Source organism: Methylorubrum podarium, from assembly GCF_040270385.1.
GTDB classification, from domain to species: Bacteria; Pseudomonadota; Alphaproteobacteria; order Rhizobiales; family Beijerinckiaceae; genus Methylobacterium; species Methylobacterium podarium.
The window spans coordinates 60,017-86,335 of sequence record NZ_JBELQE010000133.1 but is presented as its reverse complement, the minus strand read 5'-3'; the positions used below and the strand labels follow the sequence as shown (position 1 = coordinate 86,335).

19 protein-coding genes are annotated in these 26,319 nt (G+C 71.0%); 4 read left to right on the top strand and 15 right to left on the bottom strand.

The window, feature by feature from the left end; all coding sequences use genetic code 11:
• The first annotated feature begins 336 nt into the window (after nucleotides 1–336).
• Nucleotides 337–1,389, top strand: coding sequence for an LLM class flavin-dependent oxidoreductase (locus ABS772_RS25825; protein ID WP_350397550.1), 1,053 nt, complete (start codon nucleotides 337–339; stop codon nucleotides 1,387–1,389).
• Here the strand turns inward: ABS772_RS25825 and ABS772_RS25820 are convergent.
• From ABS772_RS25820 to ABS772_RS25770, 11 genes are all read right to left on the bottom strand, one after another.
• Nucleotides 1,378–1,596: a hypothetical protein gene (locus ABS772_RS25820; protein WP_350397549.1), complete on the bottom strand. Its 219-nt coding sequence runs from the start codon at nucleotides 1,594–1,596 to the stop codon at nucleotides 1,378–1,380. The genes ABS772_RS25825 and ABS772_RS25820 overlap by 12 nt on opposite strands.
• A gap of 173 nt (nucleotides 1,597–1,769) precedes the next feature.
• Nucleotides 1,770–3,107 carry an NCS2 family permease gene (locus ABS772_RS25815; RefSeq protein ID WP_350397547.1) on the bottom strand — a complete coding sequence of 446 codons (1,338 nt, stop codon included), beginning with the start codon at nucleotides 3,105–3,107 and terminating at the stop codon, nucleotides 1,770–1,772.
• 194 nt (nucleotides 3,108–3,301) lie between these two features.
• The gene (locus ABS772_RS25810) at nucleotides 3,302–3,556 is read right to left on the bottom strand and encodes a hypothetical protein (protein ID WP_350397546.1); all 255 of its coding nucleotides are present in this window, start codon (nucleotides 3,554–3,556) and stop codon (nucleotides 3,302–3,304) included.
• Between the two features lie 114 nt (nucleotides 3,557–3,670).
• Nucleotides 3,671–5,908 carry a xanthine dehydrogenase family protein molybdopterin-binding subunit gene (locus ABS772_RS25805; RefSeq protein ID WP_350397545.1) on the bottom strand — a complete coding sequence of 746 codons (2,238 nt, stop codon included), beginning with the start codon at nucleotides 5,906–5,908 and terminating at the stop codon, nucleotides 3,671–3,673.
• Nucleotides 5,909–5,919: 11 nt separating this feature from the next.
• Nucleotides 5,920–6,894 carry an FAD binding domain-containing protein gene (locus ABS772_RS25800; RefSeq protein ID WP_350397544.1) on the bottom strand — a complete coding sequence of 325 codons (975 nt, stop codon included), beginning with the start codon at nucleotides 6,892–6,894 and terminating at the stop codon, nucleotides 5,920–5,922.
• Nucleotides 6,895–6,907: 13 nt separating this feature from the next.
• Nucleotides 6,908–7,561: an aldehyde dehydrogenase iron-sulfur subunit PaoA gene (paoA, locus tag ABS772_RS25795; RefSeq protein ID WP_350397543.1), complete on the bottom strand. Its 654-nt coding sequence runs from the start codon at nucleotides 7,559–7,561 to the stop codon at nucleotides 6,908–6,910.
• A gap of 184 nt (nucleotides 7,562–7,745) precedes the next feature.
• The gene (locus ABS772_RS25790) at nucleotides 7,746–9,005 is read right to left on the bottom strand and encodes an SfnB family sulfur acquisition oxidoreductase (protein ID WP_350397542.1); all 1,260 of its coding nucleotides are present in this window, start codon (nucleotides 9,003–9,005) and stop codon (nucleotides 7,746–7,748) included.
• A 66-nt stretch (nucleotides 9,006–9,071) separates the two neighbouring features.
• Nucleotides 9,072–10,184, bottom strand: a complete 1,113-nt coding sequence (gene sfnG / locus ABS772_RS25785; RefSeq protein WP_350397541.1) for a dimethylsulfone monooxygenase SfnG — start codon at nucleotides 10,182–10,184, stop codon at nucleotides 9,072–9,074.
• A 297-nt stretch (nucleotides 10,185–10,481) separates the two neighbouring features.
• Entirely contained in the window at nucleotides 10,482–12,899 is a 2,418-nt protein-coding gene (locus ABS772_RS25780; protein ID WP_350397540.1) for a penicillin-binding protein 1A, read from the bottom strand.
• 321 nt (nucleotides 12,900–13,220) lie between these two features.
• Nucleotides 13,221–14,540, bottom strand: a complete 1,320-nt coding sequence (locus ABS772_RS25775) for an N-acetylmuramoyl-L-alanine amidase (protein ID WP_238258869.1) — start codon at nucleotides 14,538–14,540, stop codon at nucleotides 13,221–13,223.
• A 144-nt stretch (nucleotides 14,541–14,684) separates the two neighbouring features.
• Complete coding sequence (locus tag ABS772_RS25770; RefSeq protein WP_350397539.1) at nucleotides 14,685–14,870, bottom strand: hypothetical protein; 186 nt, start codon at nucleotides 14,868–14,870, stop codon at nucleotides 14,685–14,687.
• An 836-nt stretch (nucleotides 14,871–15,706) separates the two neighbouring features.
• On the opposite strand from ABS772_RS25770, the gene ABS772_RS25765 reads away from it, so the two are divergent.
• Nucleotides 15,707–18,865, top strand: a complete 3,159-nt coding sequence (locus tag ABS772_RS25765) for an Rne/Rng family ribonuclease (protein WP_350397538.1) — start codon at nucleotides 15,707–15,709, stop codon at nucleotides 18,863–18,865.
• 209 nt (nucleotides 18,866–19,074) lie between these two features.
• Here ABS772_RS25765 and ABS772_RS25760 read toward each other — a convergent pair whose 3' ends face one another.
• The 3 genes from ABS772_RS25760 to ABS772_RS25750 form a co-directional block, all read right to left on the bottom strand.
• Nucleotides 19,075–20,241, bottom strand: a complete 1,167-nt coding sequence (locus tag ABS772_RS25760) for a pyridoxal phosphate-dependent aminotransferase (RefSeq protein WP_350397537.1) — start codon at nucleotides 20,239–20,241, stop codon at nucleotides 19,075–19,077.
• Nucleotides 20,242–20,316: 75 nt separating this feature from the next.
• Nucleotides 20,317–21,696 (bottom strand): OprO/OprP family phosphate-selective porin, encoded by a 1,380-nt coding sequence (locus ABS772_RS25755; protein ID WP_350397536.1) that lies wholly within the window; start codon nucleotides 21,694–21,696, stop codon nucleotides 20,317–20,319.
• A 136-nt stretch (nucleotides 21,697–21,832) separates the two neighbouring features.
• Nucleotides 21,833–22,876, bottom strand: coding sequence for an HD-GYP domain-containing protein (locus ABS772_RS25750; RefSeq protein ID WP_350397535.1), 1,044 nt, complete (start codon nucleotides 22,874–22,876; stop codon nucleotides 21,833–21,835).
• Nucleotides 22,877–23,429: 553 nt separating this feature from the next.
• Between ABS772_RS25750 and ABS772_RS25745 the strand changes: the two genes are divergently transcribed.
• A complete protein-coding gene (locus ABS772_RS25745) occupies nucleotides 23,430–24,209 on the top strand; it encodes a DsbA family protein (RefSeq protein WP_238257346.1) in 780 nt (259 codons plus the stop codon).
• Nucleotides 24,210–24,437: 228 nt separating this feature from the next.
• Here ABS772_RS25745 and ABS772_RS25740 read toward each other — a convergent pair whose 3' ends face one another.
• Nucleotides 24,438–25,631, bottom strand: a complete 1,194-nt coding sequence (locus ABS772_RS25740; RefSeq protein WP_350397534.1) for a mechanosensitive ion channel family protein — start codon at nucleotides 25,629–25,631, stop codon at nucleotides 24,438–24,440.
• A gap of 361 nt (nucleotides 25,632–25,992) precedes the next feature.
• On the opposite strand from ABS772_RS25740, the gene ABS772_RS25735 reads away from it, so the two are divergent.
• Nucleotides 25,993–26,319, top strand: a complete 327-nt coding sequence (locus ABS772_RS25735) for a hypothetical protein (RefSeq protein WP_350397532.1) — start codon at nucleotides 25,993–25,995, stop codon at nucleotides 26,317–26,319.

The following is a 26,319-nucleotide window of genomic DNA, read 5'->3' as shown; positions in this document are numbered from 1 at the left end:
CGCCTTTGTGTCGCGCCTAGCACGTTCCCGCGGCCCCGCCCAAGCCCTTTTCTTCTCCCCCCCCCCCCCCCCCCCCGCCCCCCCCCGCACGGGTCTTTTCCCGGCCTCAAGCGCCGGCGGCCGCCTCCGCGGCCTCAGGCTTTCGCTCCGCTCGGCGCCTCGGCAGGCCGAGGCCCGCTCCGCGGGGCGCTCTTCGCGCCCGGCAGGCGGCGCCGTCGCTCTTCGAGCAAGGGCACCGTTCCTTGCGTTGGACCGCCCCGCACACGATCTGTCCGCATCGAGGGGAAACAGATTTTTGCGTCCACAGGGCGCAGAGCGATGGTGCGCGGCTTCCCGATGTCCTCTTCCCGACCCTCCCTCCCTCCCCTCTCCGTCCTCGATCTCGCCTTCATCCCGGAGGGCGCCACGCCGGGGCAGGCGCTCGCCAACAGCGTCGGCCTCGCCCGGCACGCGGAGGCGCTCGGCTACCGCCGCTTCTGGCTCGCCGAGCATCACAACATGACCGGCATCGCCAGCGCCGCCACGGCGGTGGTGATCGGCCACGTGGCGGCGGGCACCAGCCGCATCCGGGTCGGCGCCGGCGGGATCATGCTGCCCAATCACGCGCCGCTGGTGATCGCCGAGCAGTTCGGCACGCTGGAATCGCTGTTCCCGGGCCGGATCGACCTCGGGCTCGGCCGGGCGCCGGGCACGGACGGGCTGACGCTGCGGGCGCTCCGCCGCGATTACGGCTCGGCGGAACGGTTTCCCCAGGACGTGCTCGAATTGCAGGCCCTGTTCGGCCCGGTGCGGGAGGGGCAGGCGGTGCAGGCGGTGCCCGGCGCGGGGCTGAGAGTGCCGCTGTGGATCCTCGGCTCGAGCCTGTTCGGGGCGGAGCTCGCCGGCATGCTCGGCCTGCCCTACGCCTTCGCCTCGCATTTCGCGCCCGACGCGCTGCTGCCGGCTCTGGAGGCCTACCGCGCCCGGTTCCAGCCCTCCGAGCAGCTGCAGCGGCCCTACGCCATGGTCGGCATCAACGTCGTCGCGGCGGAGACCGACGCGGAGGCGCGGCGCCTGTTCACCACGCCGCAGCAGCAATTCGCCCGGCTGGTGCGCGGCACCCGCGGCCTCCTGCCCCCGCCGATCGACGACATTGAGGCCTACTGGAGCCCGTCGGAGAAGGCGCAGGCCTCGCGGATGCTGGCGCGCTCGCTGGTGGGCTCGCGCGAGACCGTCCGCGCCGGGCTGGAGGCGCTGGTGGCCGAGACCGGCGCCGACGAGGTGATGGTGGCCTCGGCCGTCCACGATTACGGGGCGCGGCTCGCCTCCTACGCGATCCTCGCCGAGGCGCACGGGGCGCTCGCCGGCGGTCCGGCGGCTCAGGCCCTGCCCGCGCGCTCAGCGGCCTAAGCGCGGCGCGTCCTTGGCGGGTTTGTCCTGAGCGATCTTTTCCGGGGCGGGCGGCGGCGGAAGCTGCGTGATGTGGCGCAGGGCCGGGGGGGCCTCCGTCACCTTGGCGGGGCCGGCGCCGTCCTGCTCCATGACCCGCGCGATGAGGCTGCCCAGGGCGAAGCCGCCCAGGCCGAGGAGGATCGCGAGGCCGGTGCGCTTGATCATGGCCGGTATCCATGGCCGAGAGGGGTGGCCGGTGCCGTCCGGGCTGGGCGGGCGCGGAAGCGGCCCATCCTGGCGCGGATTGGTTGACGGATCGTGCGACCGCCCGCGCGGCGCTTCGACCTCTCCGCGCACGAACCATGACGCTGCGGGTTCAGGAGAGGCAATCGGGGCGGTCAGTGCGCCCCGCCGGTCTCGACGAACTTGAACAGGAACACGGCCGCGATCACCCACACCACCGGCTTCACCTCGTGGGCGCGGCCGGTCAGGGCCTTGAGAACCGCGTAGGTGATGAAGCCGAAGGCGACGCCGTTGGCGATGGAATAGGTGAACGGCATCAGGAGCGCGGTGACGCAGGCCGGGATCACCTCGGTGAGGTCGTCCCAGTCGAGGGCGGTGAGGTCGCGCAGCATCAGGCAGGCGACGTAGAACAGGGCCGGCGCGGTGGCGTAGGCCGGCACCGAGCCGGCGAGCGGCGCGAAGAACAGGCAGGCGAGGAACAGCACGGCCACCGTCGCGGCGGTGAGCCCGGTGCGCCCGCCCTCCTCCACCCCCGCGGCGCTCTCGAGATAGGCGGTGGTGCTCGACGTGCCGAGCAGCGAGCCGGTGAAGATCGCCGCGGAATCGGCCATCAGCGCCCGGTCGAGCGCCGCCGAGCGCCCCGTCTCCGGCAGGAGCCCGGCGCGGCTCGCCACCGCCATCAGCGTGCCGGTGGCGTCGAACAGCTCGACCAGGAACAGCACGAGGATGACGTTGAGGAGCCCGCCGGTGAGCGCGCCGGGGATGTCGAGGGCGAACAGGGTGGGGCTCAGCGCGGGCGGCGCCGACACGATGCCGTGGAAGGGGTTGCCGGCGAAGACGAAGCTCAGGCCCGTCACCGTCAGGATGGTGAGGAGGAGCGCCGCCCTCACCCGCCGCGCCGAGAGCACCGCCACCATCAGGAAGCCCAAGGCCGCGAGCACGGTGCCCGGCTGGCGCAGGTCGCCCAGGGTCACGAGGGTGGCGGGGTTGGCCGCCACCACGCCCGCGTTCTTCAGGGCGATGATCGCGAGGAACAGGCCGATGCCGACAGTGAGCGCGATCCGCATGGAGCGCGGGATGCCCTCGACGATGACCGCGCGCAGGCCCGTCAGGGTCACGGCGAGGAAGCAGAGGCCGGAGATGAACACCGCCCCGAGCGCCGCCTGCCACGTGTAGCCCATGCCCTGCACGACGACGTAGGCGAAGTAGGCGTTGAGCCCCATCCCCGGCGCCAGCGCCACCGGCCAGTTGGCGGCGAAGGCCATCACCAGGGAGCCGAGGGCGGCGATGAGGCAGGTCGCGACGAAGACCGAGCCCTTCGGCATCCCGGCATCGGCGAGGATGCTCGGGTTGACGAAGACGATGTAGGCCATGGTGAGGAAGGTGGTGAGCCCCGCCAGCAGCTCGGTGCGCACAGTGGTGCCGTGCGCCTCCAGCTTGAACAGGCGCTCCAGCAGGTTTCGCGCCGCCGCCGGGTCGCGCCTCATGTCCATCCCGCCGTCACCCCTCCCCCGCCGTCGCGTCCATCATTACGAAAAAAATCCGGTCGTGGGTGTCGGCGACCGGCAGCTCGGTCGTCGCTCCAGGAAGCGCGCGGGATCGGGAGGATCCTTCGAGGCTCCGCGTCGCTGCGCATCTCAGGATGAGGATGGGGGTTGGGATGTCCGCGGCGTGCCCGCCCGAGCGGTCAGCGAAACGCGGTCATCCCGCCGCGGGCGGCCGGACCCGACAGGGGCAGGCCGAAGCGGCCGGTGCTGGGGCTGATCGCGTTGGTGGTCCAGCGGGGATCGTGGAGGCGCGGGCGCTCGGAGGGCGGCAGCTGCGCGATCAGCCGGCGGTAGCGCACCGACGCTTCGTCGTTGGGAAAGGCCTGTGCCTGGACGGCGCCGGCGAGGGAGATGCCGCCGAAGACGAGGGCGGCGAGGAGCGGAAGACGGGACATGGCGTGACACTGCGTTCCGGTGAAAGCCGGTGAGAGACGATGGGGGAAGCCGAAAGGCTGACATGGGCGCCCGGACCGCGAACCGCAATCCGGAGCGCCGTTTTCGGAAACGTCTCAGGTCCGGCGCTGCGTCGCGCCCTCCCGCTCGTTCCAGCCGTCGAGCACCTTGTCCAGCGTCAGCGGGTAGTCGCGGATGCGCAGGCCCGTGGCGTTGTAGACGGCGTTCGCCAGGGCCGCCCCGGCGCCGCAGATGCTGACCTCGCCGAGCCCCTTGCTCTTCAGCGGATTCGCCTTGTCGTCGAGTTCGGGCAGGAACACCGCGTCGATCGCCGGCACGTCGGCATGCGCCGGCACGTGGTACTCGGCGAGATCGTGGTTGACGAAGGAGCCGTAGCGCGGGTCGGTCTCGGCCGCCTCCATCAGCGCCGCGCCGATGCCGAAGATCATGCCGCCGATGGCCTGCGAGCGGGCGGTCTTCTGATTGAGGATGCGCCCGCCGGTGAACACGCCGAGCATCCGCCGCAGGCGGATCTCGCCGGTGTCGGCATCGACCCCGACCTCGGCGAAATGCGCGCCGTAGGAGTGCTGCGAGAACTTCTCCTTCATCGCGCCGGGCTTGATCTCGCCCTTGGCCTCGACGCCCTGCGCGCCGGCGAGATCGGTGAGCGCCTCCGAGCGGTTGCCGGCGGTGACGCGGCCGTCCGCGAACACGGCGCCCTCCGGGGTCAGGTCCGCCTTCTGCAGCAGCGCCTGCCGGAGGTTGTCGCAGGCGACGTAGAGCGCCGAGCCGGCCGAGCCCGCGCCGAACGAGCCGCCGGAGCCGGCCGCCTTCGGATAGGCGGTGTCGCCGATCTCGACGCGGATGCGCTCGATCGGCAGCCCCATCATCTCGCCCGCGATCTGGGCCAGGATCGTGTAGGTGCCGGTGCCGATATCGGTCATCGCCATCCGCACGGTCAGCGTGCCGTCGGGGTTGAGCCGCACGCCGGCCTGCGAGGGCATCAGCGGGTTGAGGCGCGAGGCCGCCGCCATGCCCATGCCGACGAGCCAGCGCCCGTCCCGGGTCGTGCCGGTGGCGCCGCGCTTGTCCCAGCCGAAACGCTGCGCGCCCTCGCGCATGCAGGCGACGAGCTGGCGGGTCGAGTACGGGACCTTCTTCTCCGGGTCCTGCTCCGGCTCGTTGCGCAGCCGCAGCTCGATCGGATCGACTTTCAGCTGCTCCGCCAGCTCGTCCATGGCGCATTCGAAGGCGAGCTGGCCGACCGCCTCGCCCGGCGCCCGCATGGCGGAGGCGATCGGCACGTTGAGGTTGGCGAGCCGGTGCCGGGTCAGGCGGTTCTGCGCCGCGTAGAGCGAGCGGGTGACGACGGCGGAGGTCTCGTAGAAGACGTCCCCCGGCGCGGTGGCCGACCAGGATTCGTGGCCGATGGCGGTGAGGCGGCCGTTCGCGTCGGCGCCGAGGCGGATGCGCTGGATCGTGTCGCTGCGGTGGGTCGCGACGTGGAATTCCTGCTGCCGGGTCAGCGCCACCTTCACCGGGCGCCGCAGGCTCCTGGAGGCCAGCGCCGAGAGGATCGCCTCGGGCTGCGGCTGCAGCTTCGAGCCGAAGCCGCCGCCGATGTAGTGCGAGACGAGCCGCACGTTCTCCGGCTTCAGCTTCAGCACCGAGGCGAGCGAGGCCTGGCCGCGGTTGAGCATCTGGTTGGCGGTGAACAGGGTCACCCGGTCGCCGTCCGGCCCGCTCTCCCAGGAGGCGATGGTGGCGTGCGGCTCCATCTGCGCGTGGATCTGCACCGGGGTCGTGTATTCGACGTCGAGCTTGACCGGGGCATCGGCGAAGGCGCCGTCGAAATCGCCGAGCTTGGAGTCGGGCGGGGTCTGCGCCGGCTTCGGCTCGATCGCCGTCGGCCGGGCCGCCTTCAGCGAGGCGTCCGGCGTCTCGACGTCGTACTCCGCCCGCACGAGGGCCGCCGCCGCGCGGGCCTGCTCGAAGCTCTGCGCCACCACGAAGGCGATGGGCTGGCCGTGGAAGCGGATCTCGGGGCCCTGCAACTGGGGATAGACCTGCTCCTTCTTCTCGCCCTGCTCCGGCACGTTCTCGTGGGTCATCACGAGGAGCACGCCCGGCGCGCGCTTGGCCGCGGAGACGTCGAGGCTGCGGATGCGGCCCTTGGCGATGCCGGCTTCCACCAGGAAGCCGTAGGCCGGGTTCTTCAGGTCGCGGGTCTCGTAGGCGTAGGGCGCGCGGCCCGTCACCTTGAGGCGCCCGTCGATGCGGTCGATCGGGCGTCCGACGAGCCCGTCCGGCTTGCCGTCGAGGGGCGTCGCGCCGATCGGCTGGTTCATGTCCATGGCGAGACTCCTCAGGCGCGAAGTGCTTCGGCGACGGTGGCGCGCAGCGTCCGGCGGGTGAGCGGGATCTTGAAGTCGTTGGAGCCCTGGCCGCGGGCGCCCTCCAGCACCCGATCCGCGGCGGCGTCCGCCGAGCCGGTCTCGACGAGCGCCGCCTCCGCCGCCTCGACCCGCCACGGCTTGTGGGCCAGCCCGCCGAAGGCGAGCTTTGCCAGCTTCGGCTTCTCGCCCTCGCCTTTCGCGATGATCGCGGCCACCGACACCGTGGCGAAGGCGTAGGAGGCCCGGTCGCGGACCTTGCGGTAGAGGTGCACGCCCTCGACGGGTTTGGGGAGCGTCACGGCGGTGATGAGCTCGCCGGGCTTCAGGTCGGTCTCGATCTGCGGCGTGTCGCCGGGCAGGCGGTGGAACGCGGCGATCGGAATCTTTTTCGCGGCACCCTGCGGATCGATCGTCTCTACCGTCGCGTCGAGGACGCGCAGGGCGACGTTCATGTCGGAGGGGTTGGTGGCGATGCAGGCCTCGCTCGCCCCGAGCACCGCCATGATCCGGTTGAACCCGCCGATGGCCGCGCAGCCCGAGCCCGGCTCGCGCTTGTTGCAGGGTTTGGTTGTGTCGTAGAAGTAGTAGCAGCGGGTCCGCTGCAGCAGGTTTCCGGCGGTGGTCGCCTTGTTGCGGAGCTGGCCCGAGGCGCCCGCGAGCAGGGCCTTGGCCAGCACCGCGTAGTCCTTGCGCACCCGCGGATGCGCGGCGAGATCGGAATTGCGCACCAGCGCGCCGACGCGCAGGCCGCCGTCCTCCGTGTCCGTGACCTCGGCAAGCGGCAGGCGGTTGACGTCGATCAGGGTCGTGGGCGTCTCGATCTGAAGCTTCATCAGGTCGAGGAGGTTGGTGCCGCCGGCGATGAAGCGGGCATCGGGCCGCTTGGCGGCGAGCCGTGCCGCGTCCTGGACCGTGGCGGGGCGCTCGTAGGCGAAAGCCTTCATGGGGTTCGCCTCCTCAGATCTTGGTGCCGGCGTCGCGGATCGCCGCGACGATGTTGGGATAGGCCGAGCAGCGGCAGATGTTGCCGCTCATCCGTTCGCGGATTTCCGCGTCGCTCAAGGAGACCTTGGCCGAGAGATCATCCGTGACATGACTCGGCCATCCCGCCTCGACTTCCGAAAGCATGCCGGCGGCGGAGCAGATCTGGCCCGGCGTGCAGTAGCCGCACTGGTAGCCGTCATGGTGCAGGAAGGCGGCCTGGAGCGGGTGCAACTCCTCGCCGCGGGCCAGCCCCTCGATGGTGGTGACGTCGTCGCCCTCGTGCATCGCGGCGAGCGTCAGGCAGGCATTGATCCGCCGCCCGTTCACCAGCACCGTGCAGGCGCCGCACTGGCCGTGGTCGCAGCCCTTCTTCGAGCCGGTCAGGTCGAGATGCTCGCGCAGCGCATCGAGCAGCGTGGTGCGGGTGTCGAGGGTGAGGTCGTGCCGCCGCCCGTTGACCGTGAGCGAGACCGGCATGGTCTGCGGCTGCGGGTCCGCGGCCGTCACCGGGGCGGCCTGCGCCCGGCCGCGGAGGGAGGCGCCGAGCGTCGCCAGGGCGGCGCAGCTCCCCATCACCGTGCGGCGCGTCGGGTCGAAGCGCCGGTCTCTCGTCGAATGGTCTGTCATGGGGCCTGCCGTCCCGCGCATCCGGACCGGCCGCGCGGGGCACGGCCAGTCTGGAATGGATCGAAAACTGCAGGCGGAACGCCGCGGGCGTTCCGGTTGATCCGAGCGGGCACCGCGCCCCTATGGCGCAGCGCGGGGGTTGTCCCTGCCGCCCGCGCATCCTTCGGTGGCGTCCGGACGGACCTCAGCTCCAGGCGTGGAGCGGCGGGTTCACCCCGTTCAGCGCGTGATTGCCGACGATCGCGATCTTCCAGCGCACGGGATCGTGGAGGGTGTGGGTGCGGGCGTTGCGCCAGTGGCGGTCGAGATTGTGCTCGGCGAGCGTCGAGCGGGTGCCCGCGAGTTCGAACAGGGTGTTGGCGGCGGCCAGCGCGACCTCGGTGGTCAGCACCTTGGCCTCGGCCGTGGCGATCTGGGCCGCGGCCACGCTCTCCGGGGTCGGATTCGCCACCGCCGCGTCGATGGCGAGCCCCGCCCGGTCGAGCAGGGCCTCGGCCGCGTGCTGGCGGATCGTCAGGTCGCCGACGGCGCGGATGGTGTAGGGGTCGTCGGACGCCCGCTCCTGCCCGCTGTCGATCCAGGGCCGCGCCCGCTCGCGCACGAAGGCGATGGTGTCGTCGAGCGCCGCGCGGCCGATCCCGGCATCGACGGCGGCCTGGATGATCTGGAAGATGGCGCCGTCCGCCCGCGGCGCCTCGTAGGCGCGGTAGCCCGGCACGAGGTGGGTCTTCTCCACCCGCACGTCCTCGATGAGGACGGTGCCGCTCGCCGTGCCGCGCTGGCCGAAGGCCGACCAGTCGTCGATCACGGTGAGGCCGGGCGCGTCGCGGTCGGCGATGGCGTACCAGGCGCGGCCCGCCCCATCGAGGGCGACGATCGGCACGCGGTGGGCGAGCAGCGCCCCCGAGGCGTAGAATTTCTGGCCGCGCACGATGACGTGGTCGCCGTGATCGGTGAAGCGGGTCTCGAACTCCGCGGCGCGCTTGGTGCCGCGCTCCGAGAAGGCGTTGCCGAAGCGGGTGCCCTTCAGGATCTCGGCGAAGAGCAGAGCCTGCTGCTCGGGGTCCGACACCGTGCGGATCGCCGCGACGATGCCGAGATGGTTCTGCGCGATCTGGGCGATCGACGGGTCGGCGGCGGCGATGATCGCGATCACCTGGGCGAGCGTCCGGTAGGAGACCTCCGGCCCGCCGAACGGTTTGGGCACGTTGATCGACCACAGGCCGCTCTGGGAGAAGGCGTCGAGTTCGGCGAGCGGGCGCGCGTTGGTGCGGTCGCGCTCGGACGCGCCCTCGCGGAAGTCCTTTGCCAGGTCATGGGCGATGCGGATCGCCTCGGCGTCGTCGCGGACGACGTGGGCGGGCCGTTGCGGACGCGCGGGGCCGGGCACGCCCTGCGGCCGGCTGCCGGCCTCGGCCGTGGTGGGGCTGACGGCGATGGTCATGGGCGGTCTCCGGTCATGAGGAAAAGGCGCGGGAAAAAGCCCTCCCCCGCAGAGGGGGGTAGGGATTTACGCGGCCTCCGCGCGCTCGGCTCTTGCGGCCTCCAGCGCCCGCACCCGCGGGATCACCTGCTCGCCGAAAAACTGCACCTCCTCCTGGAAATGCAGGAAGGCGAGCAGGGCGAGGTCGGCGCCGGCGTCCTTGAGGGCGAGGATGCGCTCGGCGATCTGGTCGGGCGTGCCGATCAGGTTGGTCCTGAAGCCGTCGTTGTACTGGACCAGATCCTCGAAGCTGGACTTGGCCCAATTGCCCTCGCCCTCGGGCGAGGCCGCGCCGGCGTTCTTCACCTCGTGGCCGAAGGCCCGCACCGCCTCCGGGTCGGCGTGGGCGATGATCTCCTGCAGCACGGCGCGGGCCTCCTCCTCCGTGTCGCGGGCGATCACGAAGGCGTTGACGCCGACCTTCACCGCGTGGCCGTTCGCGGCCGCCTTGGCGCGGAGGTCCTCGACCTGGGCCCGCACGCCGTCGGGCGTGTTGCCGTTGGTGAAGTACCAGTCGGAGACGCGGGCGGCCATGTCGCGGGCGGCGCGCGAGGAGCCGCCCTGGAAGATCTCGGGCAGGCGCGCGCCCGGCTTCGGCTTCAGGGTGTAGTCGCTGTAGCGGTAGAAATCGCCGCGGAAGGTGAAGTTGTCCTGGGTCCAGATCCCGCGCAGGCTGCGGATGAACTCTTCCGAGCGGCGGTAGCGCTCGTCGTGGTCGAGCCAGGGCTCGCCGATCGCCCGGAACTCGCCGGAGAACCAGCCCGAGACGATGTTGACCGCGATCCGCCCCTCCGTGAGCTGACCGATCGTGGCGATCTGCTTGGCCGCGAGCGTCGGGTTCCAGGGGCCGGGCAGGATCGCGGCGATCACCGTGAGCCGCGTCGTCGCCGCGGCCAGCGCGTGGCTGAAGGCGACCGATTCGTGCTGGTACTCGGCGCCGTAGCCGGCGGTGAAGCGGATCTGCGTCAGCGCGTAATCGAAGCCCGCGGCCTCCGCGATCTGCGCGAGCCGGCGGTTATAGTCGATGTCCCAGCCCGTGCGCTGCTCGATCCGGCTGATGACGAGCCCGCCGGAGACGTTGGGCACCCAGTAGGCGAAGCGGATCGGCTCGGGCGTGGCGGGGGCTTTCCGGACAGACATGATGGCGCGGCGCTCGTCTCGGCAAGTGTTGATCGGGAACAGTATGAGATGATGGCGGATTATATGGCCTGATCATCTCGTCATGTCGGATCATTGCCGCGGAAGACGCTCGCGTCAAAGGAATGATCGGGCGTTTTTTCAGGTGATCGAGAAAGCCTGTTCTTTGCCGTGCCGCGTATGGGCGAAGAACGTTTTCATTGAATACGATCGTGGCCGGGAACACGCGGCCGCGCCGTCCGCAAACGAAAAGAGCCGCCCCATCGGGGGCGGCTCGTTCGCGTCGTCGAGAGGCCGGTCTCAGTACACGCCGCCGGCCTGGGCGGCGGCGCCGGCATCCGGCGGCACCGCGGCGGGGGCGGCCGGGGCGACGTAGGCGTCCGGCGGGGCGGTGCCGGGCTTGAACGCCTCCAGGATCGTGCCGCCGCCCTCGCCCGAGCCGGCGCGGGTGCCGGAGGAGGCGTTGACGCGGATCAGCTTGATCCCCGGCGGTACGCGGAACGGGGTCGGCGGCTTGTCCTTGAGCGCGACCTTCAGGAAGTCGAGGGCGATCGGCGCGGCGAGCCCGCCGCCGGTGGCGCGGTCGCCGAGCGAGCGCGGCTTGTCGAAGCCGAGATAGACGCCCACCGCCAGATCGGGGGAGAAGCCGACGAACCACGCGTCCTTGGCGTCGTTGGTCGTGCCGGTCTTGCCCGCGAGCGGCTTGCCGATCTGCTTGAGGATGGTCGCGGTGCCGCGCTGGACCACGCCCTCCATGATCGAGACCATCTGGTAGGCGGTGAGCGGGTCGAGCACCTGCTCGGACTCGTCCACGAGCTTCGGCTCGTCCTGGCCCGACCACTTCTCCGCGTCGCAGCCGACGCATTTGCGGTTGTCGTGGCGGTAGATCGTCTCGCCGGTGCGGTCCTGGATGCGGTCGATCAGCGTCGGGCGGATGCGCCGGCCGCCGTTCGCCAGCATCGAGTAGGCGGTGACCATGCGCATCACCGTGGTCTCGCCGGCGCCCAGCGACATCGGCAGGACCGGGAGCAGGTCGTCGTAGACGCCGAAGCGGCGGGCGTACTCGGCGATCAGCGGCATGCCGATATCCTTGGCGAGCCGCACCGTCATCAGGTTCTTCGAGTGCTCGATGCCGTAGCGCAGGGTGTGCGGGCCGCCGGACTTGCCGTCGTAGTTCGAGGGCGACCACGCCTCCTGGCCGGGGCCGGCCTCGATGGTGATCGGCGCGTCGAGCACCACGGACGAGGGCGTGTAGCCGTTGTCGAGCGCCGCCGAGTAGACGATCGGCTTGAACGAGGAGCCGGGCTGGCGCATCGCCTGGGTGGCGCGGTTGAACTCGGATTCCTCGTAGGAGAAGCCGCCGACCATGGCGTGGACGCGCCCCGTATAGGGATCCATCGCGACGATGGCGCCGGACACCTCGGGCTTCTGGCGCAGGCGGTAGGTGCCCTTGGCCGGATCGAGCGCCTCGACGTAGACCACGTCGCCCACCTTGAGCGCGGTGGCGACCGGGCGGCCGGTCCACTTCACGCCTTCCGCGGTGATCGCGCCGGTCTCGCGCTCCTTGGAGAGGGTGCCGCCGGCCTCGCGCTTGGGCTGGAGGCCGACCTGGGCGACGCCGCCATTGGTGTTCAGCACCACGGCGAGCCGCCAGGGGGCGATGTCGCCGAGCGCCGGCATCTCGGCGATCGCCTGGCCCCAGTCGCGGCCGGTCAGGTCGACCTTGTGCTCGGCGCCGCGCCAGCCGCGGGCCTGGTCGTAGCGCACGAGGCCGTCGATGAGCGCCTTGCGCGCCAGCGCCTGCATCTTCGGGTCGAGGGTGGCGCGCACCGAGAGGCCGCCCTCGTAGAGCTTGCTCTGGCCGTAGCGCTCGGAGATCTCGCGGCGGACCTCTTCCGTGAAGTAGTTGGCGTTGGCCGCGTTCGGGAAGGCGACGCGCGGGTTGACGCCGAGCGACTGCTTCTTGGCCTCCGTCGCCTCCTCGGCGGTGATGTAGCCGTTCTGGGCCATCAGGCCGATGATCTCGTTGCGGCGCGCCAGCGCCTGCTGCGTCCGCCGGTAGGGGTGGTAGTTGTTCGGCCCCTTCGGCAGGGCGGCGAGATAGGCCGCCTCGTTGATCGTCAGCTCGTGGACGGATTTTCCGAAGTAGTCGAGCGCGGCCGCCGCCACGCCGTGCAGGTTGCGGCCGGGGACGATGGTGCCGAGGAAGATCTCGTTGAGGTAGAGCTCGAGGATCTTGTCCTTCGAGTAGGTCGACTCGATCCGCAGGGCGATCAGCGCTTCCTTGATCTTGCGGTCGTAGGTCTGCTCGGCGGAGAGCAGGAAGTTCTTGGCCACCTGCTGGGTGATGGTCGAGGCGCCCTGCTTCTTGCCGGACTGCGCGTTGGTCAGCACCGCGCGCACGATGCCCTCGGGGTCGATGCCGCCGTGCTTGTAGAAGTTCTTGTCCTCGGCCGAGAGGAAGGCCGCGACCACGATCTTCGGCATCGCCTGGATCGGCAGGTAGAGGCGCCGCTCGTGGGCGTACTCGGCGAGCAGCGAGCCGTCCGCGGCGTGGACGCGGGTCATCACCGGCGGCTCGTAGTTGGCGAGCGCGGCGTGGTCCGGCAGATCCTGGCTGTACTTCCAGTAGAAGAACGCACCCACCGCGGCGGCGATGCAGAACAGCACGGCGCCGGCCGAGAACAGGAAGGCGAAGAATCGCAGGATGAAACGCATCCGGGGTCCGTTCCGTCGCTCGTCCGCTGCGCGCCGATGAAGGCTTAACGCGAGGGCCTGCCGCGGGCTCTGGTGAGGCCCCACGCGGCCACGCCTCTTGTCAGGCGGACGGGGGGCTCGTCGAGCCCCGTATCGACACCGGCTCTATGGTGAAACTGGGGCGATGGCCCTTGTCCTTGCCGGCCTCGGTCGCCGGCGCCCGCCTTCGCGGAAAATCTCGGTTCCCCGGGCTCTCGCTCCGCTCGACGCTTTCCGGGGCTCACGCCCCGAAGAGCCCGCTCCGCGCGGCGCTCTTCGCGCCGTGGAGCCGTATCCGGCTCCTCAGGGTCGGAGCGCGATCGCACTTTTCCCGTTCTCGGCGGAGCGGGCTCCGGTCGGCGCCGGACGCGAGAGGGTGGCCCGGCCGGAGAAGAACAGGTCCACGGCCTTGGCCATCGATCCCGTCACCCGCGCGCGCCACTCCTCCGATTGCAGCTTCTCCAGGTCGCTCTTGCTCGACAGGTAGCCGAGTTCGATCAGCACGGAGGGCACGTCGGGGGAGCGCAGCACCTTGAAGCCGGCCTCGCGGTGGGGCTTCGTGCTCATCTCCATCACCGGCGAGAGCTGGCCCATCAGCCGGCCGGCGAAGCCCGCCGAGAAGCCGCGGGTCTCGCGCAGGGTGAGTTCCTGGAGGATGTCGGCGACATCCGCCGGCGCCTCGCCGGATTCGGTGCCGGCGGCGGCGTCCGCCCGGTTCTCGCGCTCGGCGAGCTTGGCGGATTCGCTGTCGGTCGCCTTCTCCGAGCCGGTATAGATCGTGGCGCCCTTCACCTGCGGCGCGGCCGAGATCGAATCGGCGTGGATCGAGACGAACAGGTCGGCCCTGGCCTCGCGGGCGATGCGCACCCGCTCGGCCAGCGGCACGAACACGTCGCGGTCGCGGGTCATCACGAGGCGGTAGCGGCCGCTCTGCTCCAGGCGCTCGGCGAAGGACCGGGCGAAGCCGAACACGATGTCCTTCTCGAACACGCCGGTGGCGGCGATGGCGCCGGGATCGGTGCCGCCGTGGCCGGCATCGATCACGATGAGCGGGCGCGTGTCGGCGGTCTCCCGGGCGGGCGGGGCCTTGGCGGAGGCGGCCGGGCTCGGGTCGCCCGCCACCGCCGCCTTGCGGAAGCTGTCGCGATCGACCTTGCGGAAGGGGATCGAGACGAGCACCGCGCCCTCGCGGGTCTTGGTGGTCTCGATCGCCTCGACCAAGGCGGGGCCGGTCAGATCGACCACGATGCGCGAGCGGCCCGGCGCGAACAGGCCGTAGCGGAACGAGGCGATGGCGCCGTCCCGCTTGCGGCCGCTGATCTTGCCGGTCTCCCCGTCGAGCTGGAAGTTGACCTCGGGCAGGTCGATCACCGCCCGGTCCGGCCGCTCCATCACGAAGGCGCGCGCCTCGATCGCCCGCGACAGGGTGAGGGTGAGCCGCGTCGTGCCGTCCCGCGTCGCGGTCTCGGCGGCGATCGCCACCGCCGCGCCGCCGGCCTGCGGAGGGGCCGGTCCATCCTGCGCCGGCGCCGGGCCGGCGGCCAGGATCAGGCCGCCCGCGAGCGCGAGGGCGGCGGTCTGGCGGAAAAATCCGGTGCGGGGCAGGCGGGTGCTGTGCGGCATCGGTCGGCCAAGGTTCCGGGGAGCCTCCGATACGGGATACGGCCGAGATGGTTAACCGTTCCTCACCGCGATTCCGGCATTCCCGGTGGCGCTGTTGTCGGCGGGTGACACCATCTCCGGCTGCATCGGCCGGGCCTCCTCCCGTTACCGGCGGCCGTCCGGCGCCTCCAGTTCGGCCGCCTCGCCGTCGGGCGTCTCCCAGGCCCGCTTCCACACCGCGTGTTCCTCCGAACCCTCCGGATAGGGGTTGGCGCTCTCCGGATCGCCCCGGTAGCGGGCCTCCCGCCCCTCCTTCGCGACCGAGGCCGGCGAACGCTCGGGAAACGACATCTCCACCCCTCCCCTGCCCGCCCGCGCCGAGCGCGGGTCGTCCAGCGTCAAGCCGGCGGCGGGGCGTCCGGTTCACGCCGCCGCACCGCGCATCGACCCGCACGCGAAGCCCTGGGCCGTCATCAGAGCCAGCGCGCGAAGAGCGCCGTGCGGAGCGGGCCTCGGCCTTGCCGAGGCGTCGAGCGGAGCGAAAGCCCAAGGATCGAGGTTTTCCGCGGAGGCGGGCGCCGACGACCGAGGCCGACATCGAACCAGGGTGATCGCTTTCGAGCGATTGACCCGGGGTCATTCTACGGAACCCTTGCAATTCTCCCGCGACACTCTGTAATGATATCGACCCCATTCCCGGGTTGGCGCTTCGGCGGCCCCCGGGCGCGCCCGGGGCATGTCGGCGCCCACCTCGCTCGAATTGGCAGCGTCAGTCGGCGCCTCCCGGCATCCGGGCGGGTGTCACGGTATTCGCGGTCTCCCGATTTATTCCGGGTCGTCGCGCCCATGAAATCTGTACGGGCCGCCTGCCGGCCCACCATCTTCGCGAGGCCGGATCAGGATGGGAGGACGCACAGCATCGGTTGCCGCTGCTCGTGCCGAAGGCGCGCGGTTTTCGCGTCGCCCCGCCCCTTCCGTCGTCCCGGCCCTGTTCAACCCCCAGCGCGCCGATGTTCGGCGCCAGAAGGCGGTTGACGGCAATCCCCTCCCCGCACCATCCGCGGCCTCGGCAACGAGGCCGGCGCGCGTCCTCTCCCCTCCGGCCTCGGGGCCGGGCGAGGCTCCGCCGGGACAACGCGGCGCACGCGTGAGGAGAACGACGTCGGCCGCCATGTCGAAAGTTCGTCATGGCCAACAACAAGATGCTCATCGATGCGACGCATCCGGAGGAGACCCGGGTCGTCACCGTGCAAGGCTCGCGGGTCGAGGAATTTGATTTCGAGGCGGCCAACCGCCGGCCTCTGAGGGGCAATATCTATCTCGCCAAGGTGACCCGCGTGGAGCCCTCGCTCCAGGCGGCCTTCGTCGAGTACGGCGGCAACCGCCACGGCTTCCTCGCCTTCAACGAGATCCACCCCGACTACTACCAGATCCCGATGGCCGACCGCCTCGCGCTGATCGAGGCCGAGGCGCGCGAGGAGGAGGAGCACCGCGAGCGCGAGGAGCGCCGCCCGGCGCGGGGCCGCCGCTCGCGCGGGCGCCGGGCCGAGGCCCGCGGCTCCCGTCCCGACGACACGGTGAAGTCGCAGGAGGCTTTGTCCGACGCGGTCTCCGAGAACGACGCGGTTCCCGGCGAGGGCCAGATTCCCGGCGAGGGTCAAGCCGCCGACGCGCCCGCGCCCGAGGCGATCGAGGCCGTCCGCGCGGCCCTGGTCGAGGAGCGGCCCGAGGGCGAGGCGCCCGCCGCGACGGGCGATGCGGACGCCGCCCCGGTCGAGACCGGCGGCGACGCCTCCGCGAGCCTGCCCGAGGCGGCCTTGGCGCCCGGCGCCCCCGCCGCCGACGCACCGTCCGACGAGACGGCCGCCCCCGCGGGCGCCGCCGCGGTCGAGCCCTCCGACATCGCCGCGATCTCCGAGGCTCCGAACCCGCCGGCCGCGGACGCCACCGCTTCCGCCGAGACGGAGACGGTCGAGCCGCAGCCCGTCGCCGCCACGGCGCCGGTCGCGGAGAGCGTGGAGAGCGACGAGTCCGAAGAGTCCGAGGAATCCGACGACGAGTCCGAGGACGACGAGGAGGGCGACGAGGACGAGTCGGACGACGAGGATTCGGACGACGACGAGGACGAGTCCGAGGAAGACGACGAGGAGGACGAGGAGTCCGAGGACGGCGAGCCGCGCGTGGCCCAGGTCGGCGGTTCGGGCGACGCCCTCGCCGAGATCCCCGAGCGTCCGCGCGCCTATCGCCGCCACTACAAGATCCAGGAGGTGATCAAGCGCCGCCAGATCATCCTCGTCCAGGTCGTCAAGGAGGAGCGCGGCACCAAGGGCGCGGCGCTGACCACCTACCTGTCGCTGGCCGGGCGCTACTCGGTGCTGATGCCGAACACCGGCCGGGGCGGCGGCATCTCCCGCAAGATCACCTCGGCCGCCGACCGCAAGCGCCTGAAGGAGGTCGTGGCCGACCTCGACGTGCCGGAGGGGATGGGGATCATCCTGCGCACCGCCGGCGCCACCCGCACCAAGCCCGAGATCAAGCGCGACTTCGAGTACCTGATGCGCCTGTGGGAGAGCGTGCGCGAGCTGACGCTGTCCTCCACCGCCCCGGCGCTGGTCTACGAGGAGGGCTCGCTGATCAAGCGGGCGATCCGCGACCTCTACAACAAGGATCTCGACGAGGTCCTGGTCTCCGGCGAGGACGCCTACCGCGAGGCCAAGGACTTCATGCGGATGCTGATGCCCGGCCAGTCGAAGGTGGTGAAGCCCTACCGCGACCCGACGCCGATCTTCGCCCGCTACGGCGTCGAGCAGCAGCTCGACGCGATGTTCTCGACCCACGTGGCCCTGCGCTCGGGCGGCTACCTCGTCATCAACCCGACCGAGGCGCTGGTCTCGATCGACGTGAACTCGGGCCGCGCCACCCGCGAGCACGACATCGAGGACACCGCGCTCAAGACGAATCTCGAGGCGGCGGAGGAGGTCGCCCGTCAGGTGCGCCTGCGCGATCTCGCCGGCCTCGTCGTCATCGACTTCATCGACATGGAGGAGAAGCGCAACAACCGGGCGGTGGAGAAGCGGCTCAACGAGGCGCTCAAGAACGACCGGGCGCGGATCCAGGTCGGGCGGATCTCGCCCTTCGGCCTGCTCGAGATGAGCCGCCAGCGCATCCGCACCGGCGTGCTCGAATCCTCGTCGATCCCCTGCGCCCATTGCGGCGGCTCGGGCTTCGTGCGGGCGACCTCGTCGGTGGCGCTGCACATTCTGCGCTCGATCGAGGAGGCGCTGCTCAAGTCGTCGAGCCACAACCTCGTGCTGCGCACCCGCACCGAGACCGCGCTCTACATCCTCAACCAGAAGCGGGCGCACCTGTTCGACCTCGAGCAGCGCTTCTCGGTGACGGTCACCATCTCCGCCGACGAGCGGCTGACGGCGACCTCGGCCTTCCAGCTCGAACGCGGCGAGCCGGCGGTGAAGCATGTCGGCCCGGCCACCGGCGTGCGCGCGGTGGCGATCTCCCCGGTCTACGAGGCCGAGGAGTTCGAGGACGAGGCGATCGAGGGCCAAGAGGGCCAAGAGAGCCAAGCCGGCGAAGAGGTCGAGGCCGTCGCCGAGTCCGAGGCGGAGGGCGGCTCGGACGAGCGCGCGGCCGCCGACGGGTCCGAGGAGGGCGGCGGGCGCCGCCGCCGTCGCCGCCGCCGCCGCGGCGGACGCGCCTCCGGTGAGGGCGAGGCCCGCGCGCGGGACGAGAACGGGGCCGAGGACGGTTCCGAGGACGGCGACGACGCGCCCGAATCCGAGCCGGAGACTGCCGAGGAGGAGGAGGCCGTCGGCGCCGCGGCCGAGCGGGACGAGACCGCGACCGAGGCGGCCTCCGACGCCGCCGAGGCCGGCGACTCCACCGATGAGAACGGACGACGCCGCCGCCGCGGGCGCCGGGGCGGCCGCGGTCGCGGCCGGACCGAGCGCAACGGTCGCGGCGACGCGGAACAGGATTCCGAGCAGGAATCCGAGCCGGGCGAGGCCGTGTCCGAGGCGCATCCCGAGGAGACCGCCTCCGACGCCCTTCCGGTCGGGCCGGAGGAGCCGGTGAACGATGCCGACGTGACCCGGGTGTCGCTCGACGCCGAGAACGGCAGCGCCGCCGAGCCGCCGCCGGTCGCCCCCGCGCCGGAGGCCGAGCCGATCCGGGCCGAGGCCGTCGCGGAAGCCGCGACCGAGGCGGCGGCCCCGGCCAGCCGGGAGCCCGCGCCGGAGCCCGTCGCGGTGGTCCTGACCCCGCCCGATCCGAACCGCCCGAAGCGGGCCGGCTGGTGGTCGCGTACCAAGGCGGCGCTCACGGGCGAGTAAGTCTCACCCGAGGGAAGGCTCCCAAATCCCTCTCCCCTCCGCGGGAGAGGGTGCCTGCGGAGCAGGCGGGAGAGGGGCAGCGCGACGGTGCCTTTTTCGGCCGACGTCGAACCGGCGGAAGCCGGGCTCCCCTCTCCCGACCCCCCTTCGGGGCCACCCTCCCCCGCAGAGGGAGGAGGGATCGGCGCCGCGTGAGGCGCTCCGACCGGCTACGAACCCAGCCACCCCTTCAGCCGCCGCACCGCCTCGGCGCAACCCGCCTGCGAGCCGGCGAAGGAGAAGCGGATGTGGTGGCCGCCCTCCTCCGGGTCGAAGTCGAGGCCGGGCGTCGCGGCGACCCCCGCCTCGTCGAGCATGCGCCGGCAGAAGGCGCCGGCATCGTCGGTCAGCCGGGCGATGTCGGCGTAGAGGTAGAAGGCGCCGTCGACCGGGTGGATGCCGGAGAAGCCCAGCGACGGCAGCGCGTCGAGGAGCAGGGCGCGGTTGGCCGCGTAGCCCTCGCGGATCGCGACGATCGCGTCGAGGGTGTCGAAGGCGGCGAGCGCGGCCACCTGCGAGAGGTAGGGCGCCGAGATGTAGAGGTTCTGCGCCAGCCGCTCGATGGGGCGCACGAGGGCGTCGGGCACGACCATCCAGCCGACCCGCCAGCCGGTCATGCAGTAGAACTTCGAGAACGAGTTGATGACGACCGCGCCCGGGTCGAACTGCAGCGCGGTCGCCGTCGGCACCCCGTAGCTGAGGCCGTGATAGATCTCGTCGGAGAGGAAGGGCAGGCCCAGCGCGCGCGCGGTGGCGCAGAGGTCGGCGAGGCGGGCCGGCTGGATCACCGTGCCGGACGGGTTGGCCGGGCTCATCACCAGCAGCCCCGAGAGCCGTTGGGCGCCGTGCACCGCCCGGACCAGGGCGGGGGTCGGGGCGTAGCGGTCCTCCGCGCGCAGGGTCAGCGGCTGCGGGATCAGGTCGAGGGCGCGCAGGATGCCGTCATAGGCCGGATAGCCGGGGCGCGGCACGCCGATCCGCGCGCCCGCGTCGAACAGCGCGAGGAAGGCGAGCACGAAGCCGGCCGAGGAGCCCGTCGTCACGACGACCCGCTCCGGCGAGAGGCTCACGCCGTAGGTCTCCGCGTAGTGCCGGGCGATGCGCTCGCGCAGGGCGGGGAGCCCAAGGGCTTCGGTGTAGGGGATGCGCCCGTCGGCGAGCGCACCTTGCGCCGCCGCGATCACCGCGCGGGGTGCGGGCGCCGAGGGCTGGCCGACCTCCATGTGGACGACGCCCTCGCCGCGCCGCTCGCGGGCGCCGGCCGCGGCCATCACGTCCATCGCCAGGAAGGGCGCCACGGCCTGCGCGCGGCGCGAGAGGGCGGGATCGGGGCTCAAGGCGGGCTCCTCACGGGGGCGGGACCCGGATGCAGGTAGACCCTGGCGGCGTCCCGCTCAACCGCGGGCTCCCGCCTACCAGAAGAGCTGCGCCCGGCCGATGAACACGTCCGCGTCGACGGTGCGGCGGCCGAAATCGAGCGATTCCGCCGAGGGCGCCGCGTGCGAGCGGACGTAGTCGAAGACGAAGCGGATGTTGCGGTCGGGGTACCAGTTCACGCCCGCCGTGAAATCGTGCTCGATGCCGCCGCGCACGTCGCGCGACTCGAGGTCAATGGCGCTGTAGCGCAGGCCGAGTTCGAACACGCCGGTGCCGCCGCGGCTGACCCGCTGGCGATCCTCCAGCTCGACGCCGGTGAAGACGCCGTACTCGCTGCCGTAGTTCGGCGCGACCCGGTAGGGCCGGCCCTTGCCGTCGAGCACCACCGAGGCCTGGATGTAGCCGCCCTGGAAGAACAGCGGCGGGCGCCCGTCGCGGCGCTCGACCTCGGTGAGGATGTACTCGCCCTGGAGCCGGAACGGGCCCTGCTGCCACGCCGCCTCGAGCCCGACGCGGCCGACCGCCGTGGCGTCGCGGATCGTGCGCGTGTCGGCGAGGGGGCGGCTGAACAGGAAGGCCTCCGGGCGGCTCGACAGGTTGAGGTCGCCGGCATCGTCGCCGAGCGCCCGGTAGCTGCCGGCGAGGCCGAGATGCAGGACGTCGTTCCCGTTCTCCGCGCGCCACGGCGTGTAGGTCACGCGGGTGGTCGAGGCGATGCCGTTGGTCTGCAGGCCGCTGTTGATGTTCCCGCCGAACACGCCCGTCACCGCCGTCCAGCTCTCGCCGTGGGTGCCGATGGCGGTGCCGAAGCTGCGCGCGGGGGCGAAGGCATCGGCCTGCGAGCGCTCGGCGAACTGGGTGACGTTGTTGCTGATGAGCTGGTCGAGGCTGAACGGCTCCTTGAAGTTGCCGTGGGTGATGATGACGTCCTTGAAGCCCTTGTAGGCGACGATGGCGTCGTTGACCGGCATCTTCGGCTCGCTGAGGTCGTACTGGAACGCGAACTCGAAGTCCTTGAGGCTGTAATAGGTCTCGATCCAGGCCCGGCGGATCGCCGCCGGCTCCTCGAACACCGTGCCGAACCCGCGCTGCTGCACCCGCCCGGTGCCGAAATCCCCGTGGAGCCGGCCGCCGATGCGGACCTTGCTGCCGTCGTCGAGGCGGACCGTGATGCCCTTCTCGTCGAGGGTGACCGGCGGCTGGCCATTCGGCGCCTTGTCGTCCGACGCCTTGCGGCCGTCCGCCTTCGCCCCGGATCCCTTCCCCGGTCGCGCCGTCCCGGGCCTGTCCTCGGCGGGACGGGCCTCGCCGCCGCGATCCTCGGGCCGCTCCGCCGCCGTCGCGGCGCCGAGGCACATCAGGGACAGCGTCAGGGCCGAGAGCGCGGCGCGCGGCTGGGATCGGCGCGAGAGCATGGACAGGGCCCCGGAGGCGACGGGCGGGTCGAGGTCGGATGTCGCGCGGGGCCCCGCAGGACGGCCACGCAACGGTGTCGTGCCCCCCGTCGTTGATACGGGACGCCGTCCGACGCAATCCCTGCCGGAGGTTGTGTCAGGGCGTGTCCTGCACCGCCCGGCCGAACGCCTGTACCAGCCCGGCCTCCAGCTTCCCGTCCATGCCCGACAGGATGGCGAGGGCGTCGCGGCTCGACATCGGCGCCTTGTAGGGGCGCCGCTCGATCAGGGCGGCGTAGATGTCGCAGATCGTCAGCAGCCGGATCGGGTCGCTGATCTCCCGCGAGCACAGCTTGTCCGGATAGCCGGACCCGTCGAGCATCTCGTGGTGGTGGCGGGTCACGGCAAGCGTCACCGGGTCGCAACCGCCCGAGGCGCTGAGGATCTCGTGGCCGATCGGCGCGTGGGTCTGCATCACCGTCCGCTCGTCGTCGTCGAGCCGGCCGGGCTTGTTGAGGATGGCGTGGGGGATGCGCGACTTGCCCACGTCGTGGACCAGGGCGGCGCGGGTCATCAGCTGCTTGTCGGCGCCGGAGAGGCCCAGATTCTGGGCGAAGGCGGCGACGACGCCGGAGACCAGCAGGCAGTGCTGGAAGGTCACGTCGTCGTGGGCCCATACCTCGTCGAGCCAGCGCGACAGGCCGCCCTCCTGGATCGCGCCGAGCACCGGATCGACGCCCTGCTCCACGTTCGACATGTCGACGGCGCCGGACTGGGCGGAGGCGAACAGGCTGGTCATCAGCGTGCCGGCCCGCTGGGCCTCGCGGGTGATGACGAGGTCGGCCACCGACTTGTCGGGCCAGACCTCGCGCACCAGCGAGCCCACCACCATGCGCGGTTCGGCCAGGGCCGACAGGCAGAGCGTGGCGCCGAGATTGCGCGCCTCGGTGAAGGCGGTGTGTCCGCTGCTGCGGGTCAGGCAGATCAGGGGCGTGCGCGTGCGCGCCGGCCGGTTCGTCAGCAGGCGCAGGCAGCGCTTGGCCTCGGGGCGGCTCAGGGTGATGTCGGCGATCACGCCGCGCAGCGGGCCGATCCGATCCCAGGTCTCTTCGGTGCCGACGACCCGGCATTCGGCGACGGCGCGCACGGCATCGACCAGAGGCTGGCTACGATCCGGACGATCGCTCACCACGACGATCACGCTGTGCTCCCCGTTTCGCCCGTTCCGGCTTCATCGCGGCCGGCCGAGAGCCTGAAGTGCATCCTTTAGCGAATCGATAATATACTGCGATCTTCGGTGGAATTCTGAGATGAGCGGCCGGTGCCGTCACGGCGAGGGCGCGAAGCAGCTTTGGCGGCTTTGGGGTGCGACGCGCGCTATTCATGACCTCAAGTCTCGAAATAAGCCGGAGCGGGGCGGGAGATTAACAACCTCAAGTTTTGAATTACGCCGAGCGGAGCGAAACCCTGAGCCTGCGGAGGCGGGTGCCGGCGATCGGGGCCGGCAAGAAGACCAGGGTCATCGCGTTCGAGCGATGGCCCAGCCGGTGCCGCGAAATCGCCGCAGCGCGGGAGCAGGATCCAAGCCGAGGCCGTCCGGGCGGCGGCACCCGTCGAAATCCGTGTCGCATCGGCGCGGCGGGCGCGCTGTGCCATAGTCCCGTCGCGCGGGGCCGGTTGGAACGCCGTGTCGAACGTTCCGGCCGGGCCTTCGTCCCGACATGCATCTCGCCGACACGCATTCCGAGGTATCGATGACGCTGTTCCGCTCCGTTTCCGCCCTCGCCCTCGCCGGCGGCCTCACGCTCGGCGCGGCCGCGGGCGCCCGTGCGGAGGAGGCCGCCCCCTTCACCGACGCCCAGCGCAAGGCGATCGAGGGGATCGTCAAGGACTACCTCGTCAGGAACCCCGACGTGCTCCAGGAAGCGATCGCCGAGGGCGAGCGCCGCGCCCAGGAGACGCAGAAGCTCGCCCAGGCCGCCGCCCTGAAGGAGTCCCGCGAGGCGCTGGTCAACTCGCCCCACGGCATCGTCGCCGGCAATCCGAACGGCGACGTCACGCTGGTCGAGTTCTTCGATTACAATTGCGGCTATTGCCGCAAGGCGTTCGGCGACGTGCAGACCCTGATCAAGTCCGATCCGAAGCTGCGCGTGGTGCTCAAGGATTTCCCCGTGCTCGGGGCCGAGTCGCTGGAGGCGAGCCGGATCGCGCTCGCGGCCAAGCTGCAGCTCAAGCCCGAGAAGATGTTCGACTATCACGCGAAGCTGCTCGAGACGAAGGGCCGCATCAACGGCGAGCGGGCGATCGCGGTCGCCAAGGAGTTCGGCGCCGACGTGGAGCGCCTGAAGCGGGACGCGCAGGGGCCTGAGGTGAAGGCGGCGCTGACCGAGAATGTCGGCCTCGGCGACAAGCTCAGCCTGTCGGGCACCCCCGCCTTCGTCATCGGCGACGAGATCCTGCCCGGCGCCGTCGGCGTCGAGCCGATGCGCAAGACCATCAACGACGTGCGCCAGTGCGGCCACGCGAGCTGCTGATCCGGTCCTCGCCGTAAGGCAAACGGACGGGGACCCGGCGGCGGGCGATCGCTCGAAGCCGGGTGAACCGCTTCGTGGCGCGAAGAGCGTCGCGCGGAGCGGAAGCCCAAGGAACCGAGACTTTCCGCGGAGGCGGGCGCCGGCGATCGAGGCCAAGAAAGTAGCCAAGGCCATCGCTTGAAAGCGGTTGCCTTTGACCCGGCGCGACCGCGCCGGGTCCCTTCCCGTTCAGGCCGCCGCGGCGCGGGGATCGCTCCGGAGCGGGCGCTCGCCGCGGAAGCCGGCCGCGTTGCCGGTCTCGTTGCCGGATCCGGGCGCGCCCCGGCGGTCGGGATGGGGCGGCTCGGGGCTCACCCATTCCGCGCGCTGGCGCGGCAGGGCGGACGGGTGCTCCGTCTGCAGGAAGGCGATCATCTTCTCGCGCACCTCGCAGCGCAGGTCCCAGGTCTGGGGCGCGTTGCGGGCGCTCACCAGCATCCGCAGCTCGATCACGCCCTCCCGCGCATCCGAGACCTGCAGGTTGACCACGTTGCCGTCCCACAGCGGGGACGCGCCCGCGATCCGCCGGAGTTCGGTCCGCATCGCCTCGATCGGCGCCCGGTGATCGACGTAGAGGAACACCGAGCCGATCAGCGAGGCGCCCTCGCGGGTCCAGTTCTGGAACGGCTTCTGGATGAAGTAGGTCAGCGGCAGCACGAGGCGGCGCCAGTCCCACAGCCGTACGACGACGTAGGTCGCGGTGATCTCCTCGACCCAGCCCCACTCGTTCTCGACGATGATCGCGTCCTCGATCCGGATCGGCTGGGTGATGGCGATCTGGATGCCCGCCACGAGGTTGGAGAGCACCGGCTGCATCGCCAGCCCGAGGATCAGCCCGGCGGCGCCCGCCGAGGCGAGCAGGCTCACCCCGTATTGCCGCACCGGCTCGAAGGTCATCAGGGCGATGGCGGCGGTGACGATGGCCACCAGGGTCAGGGCCGCCCGCTCCAGGATGCGCATCTGCGTGAAGTGCTTGCGGGCAAGCAGGTTGTCCTCCGCGTCGAGCTTGAACCGGCGCAGGTAGATCACCGTGGCGATGTGGATCGCCGTGGCGCAGGTCCAGCCCGCGAGCGTCACGAAGGCGACGAGCAGCACTTGGTTGAGGACGAGCCGGATCTCCCAGGTGAGCGGCGCGGTGGAGACCGCGAGCGCCAGGGCCACGACCAGCAGGCCGAGCCGGCTCGGCCCGCGGGTGCGCGCGACCAGCGAGCGCCAGAACAGGCTCTTCCCGCTCACCGCCCGCTGCGCGAACCGGTCCGCCACCGCGTGCAGGGGCAGCACCAGCGCGCAGCAGCCGGCGATCAGAACCGGGCTCGCGACCCACCAGGGCCACTGGACGATCCAGCCGATCAGCCGATCGAAGAATGCGTGGGCCTGCGCCATCGATCACCTCCTGGTCAGGGGGGAATGATCGCTGGCGGGGGCGGTTCCGCACTGCACAATGGTGCGGAACGGCATCTCGGAAGCTGCAGTTTCGTGCGCTCCCCGCGGCCTTCGACCGATCAGCCATTCCCCCGTCCGCGGCCCTCGCAGAACCTTCGTCCCAGCTGACGTTCATCTCCACGGCGCGCAGCTCAACCGGACGGACCGCTGTTATCGACCTGACCTAGGCCCCCAGATCGCAGCTTGCAATCAGCGAAACATTTGTCGTATAGGTTGCGCATACAGTCTAAAAAATTCGAAAGACCGTTATTGAGTTTTTATATTGCTCGTTATCAGTCGAGCTTATCGATAGGGCCACGGTATGGAGCTCTTTGATCGACGTTGGTACTCCGCGCAGATTCATGACGGCGTCAAAGTTGACGACATGGCTGCGCATTATTGTCGTACCGGAAAATTCAGAGGTCTTAATCCGTCGCCTTATTTTGATACAGATTGGTACGTGACTGGATCACGCATCGCGCTCGATCGAATCGAGAGCCCAATCGACCATTTCATCACTTTCGGCGGGACTTCTATTTGTGATCCGCACCCGATTTTCAATTCAAGATGGTATAAATGGACCTATATGGCTGCGGGAGAGCCAACTATTCCGCCGCTTATTCACTACATTACTCTGGGCTGGCGCTGA

What these genes read in the sequence shown, in the direction of transcription:
- ABS772_RS25775 (WP_238258869.1), bottom strand. Translation starts at nt 14,540, where the DNA reads ATGCCGCACAGCACCCGCCTGCCCCGCACCGGATTTTTCCGCCAGACC.
- ABS772_RS25810 (WP_350397546.1), bottom strand. Translation starts at nt 3,556, where the DNA reads ATGTCCCGTCTTCCGCTCCTCGCCGCCCTCGTCTTCGGCGGCATCTCC.
- ABS772_RS25770 (WP_350397539.1), bottom strand. Translation starts at nt 14,870, where the DNA reads ATGTCGTTTCCCGAGCGTTCGCCGGCCTCGGTCGCGAAGGAGGGGCGG.
- ABS772_RS25735 (WP_350397532.1), top strand. Translation starts at nt 25,993, where the DNA reads ATGGAGCTCTTTGATCGACGTTGGTACTCCGCGCAGATTCATGACGGC.
- ABS772_RS25800 (WP_350397544.1), bottom strand. Translation starts at nt 6,894, where the DNA reads ATGAAGGCTTTCGCCTACGAGCGCCCCGCCACGGTCCAGGACGCGGCA.
- paoA (WP_350397543.1), bottom strand. Translation starts at nt 7,561, where the DNA reads ATGACAGACCATTCGACGAGAGACCGGCGCTTCGACCCGACGCGCCGC.
- sfnG (WP_350397541.1), bottom strand. Translation starts at nt 10,184, where the DNA reads ATGTCTGTCCGGAAAGCCCCCGCCACGCCCGAGCCGATCCGCTTCGCC.
- ABS772_RS25820 (WP_350397549.1), bottom strand. Translation starts at nt 1,596, where the DNA reads ATGATCAAGCGCACCGGCCTCGCGATCCTCCTCGGCCTGGGCGGCTTC.
- ABS772_RS25765 (WP_350397538.1), top strand. Translation starts at nt 15,707, where the DNA reads ATGGCCAACAACAAGATGCTCATCGATGCGACGCATCCGGAGGAGACC.
- ABS772_RS25740 (WP_350397534.1), bottom strand. Translation starts at nt 25,631, where the DNA reads ATGGCGCAGGCCCACGCATTCTTCGATCGGCTGATCGGCTGGATCGTC.
- ABS772_RS25815 (WP_350397547.1), bottom strand. Translation starts at nt 3,107, where the DNA reads ATGGACATGAGGCGCGACCCGGCGGCGGCGCGAAACCTGCTGGAGCGC.
- ABS772_RS25805 (WP_350397545.1), bottom strand. Translation starts at nt 5,908, where the DNA reads ATGGACATGAACCAGCCGATCGGCGCGACGCCCCTCGACGGCAAGCCG.
- ABS772_RS25790 (WP_350397542.1), bottom strand. Translation starts at nt 9,005, where the DNA reads ATGACCATCGCCGTCAGCCCCACCACGGCCGAGGCCGGCAGCCGGCCG.
- ABS772_RS25780 (WP_350397540.1), bottom strand. Translation starts at nt 12,899, where the DNA reads ATGCGTTTCATCCTGCGATTCTTCGCCTTCCTGTTCTCGGCCGGCGCC.
- ABS772_RS25825 (WP_350397550.1), top strand. Translation starts at nt 337, where the DNA reads ATGTCCTCTTCCCGACCCTCCCTCCCTCCCCTCTCCGTCCTCGATCTC.
- ABS772_RS25755 (WP_350397536.1), bottom strand. Translation starts at nt 21,696, where the DNA reads ATGCTCTCGCGCCGATCCCAGCCGCGCGCCGCGCTCTCGGCCCTGACG.
- ABS772_RS25745 (WP_238257346.1), top strand. Translation starts at nt 23,430, where the DNA reads ATGACGCTGTTCCGCTCCGTTTCCGCCCTCGCCCTCGCCGGCGGCCTC.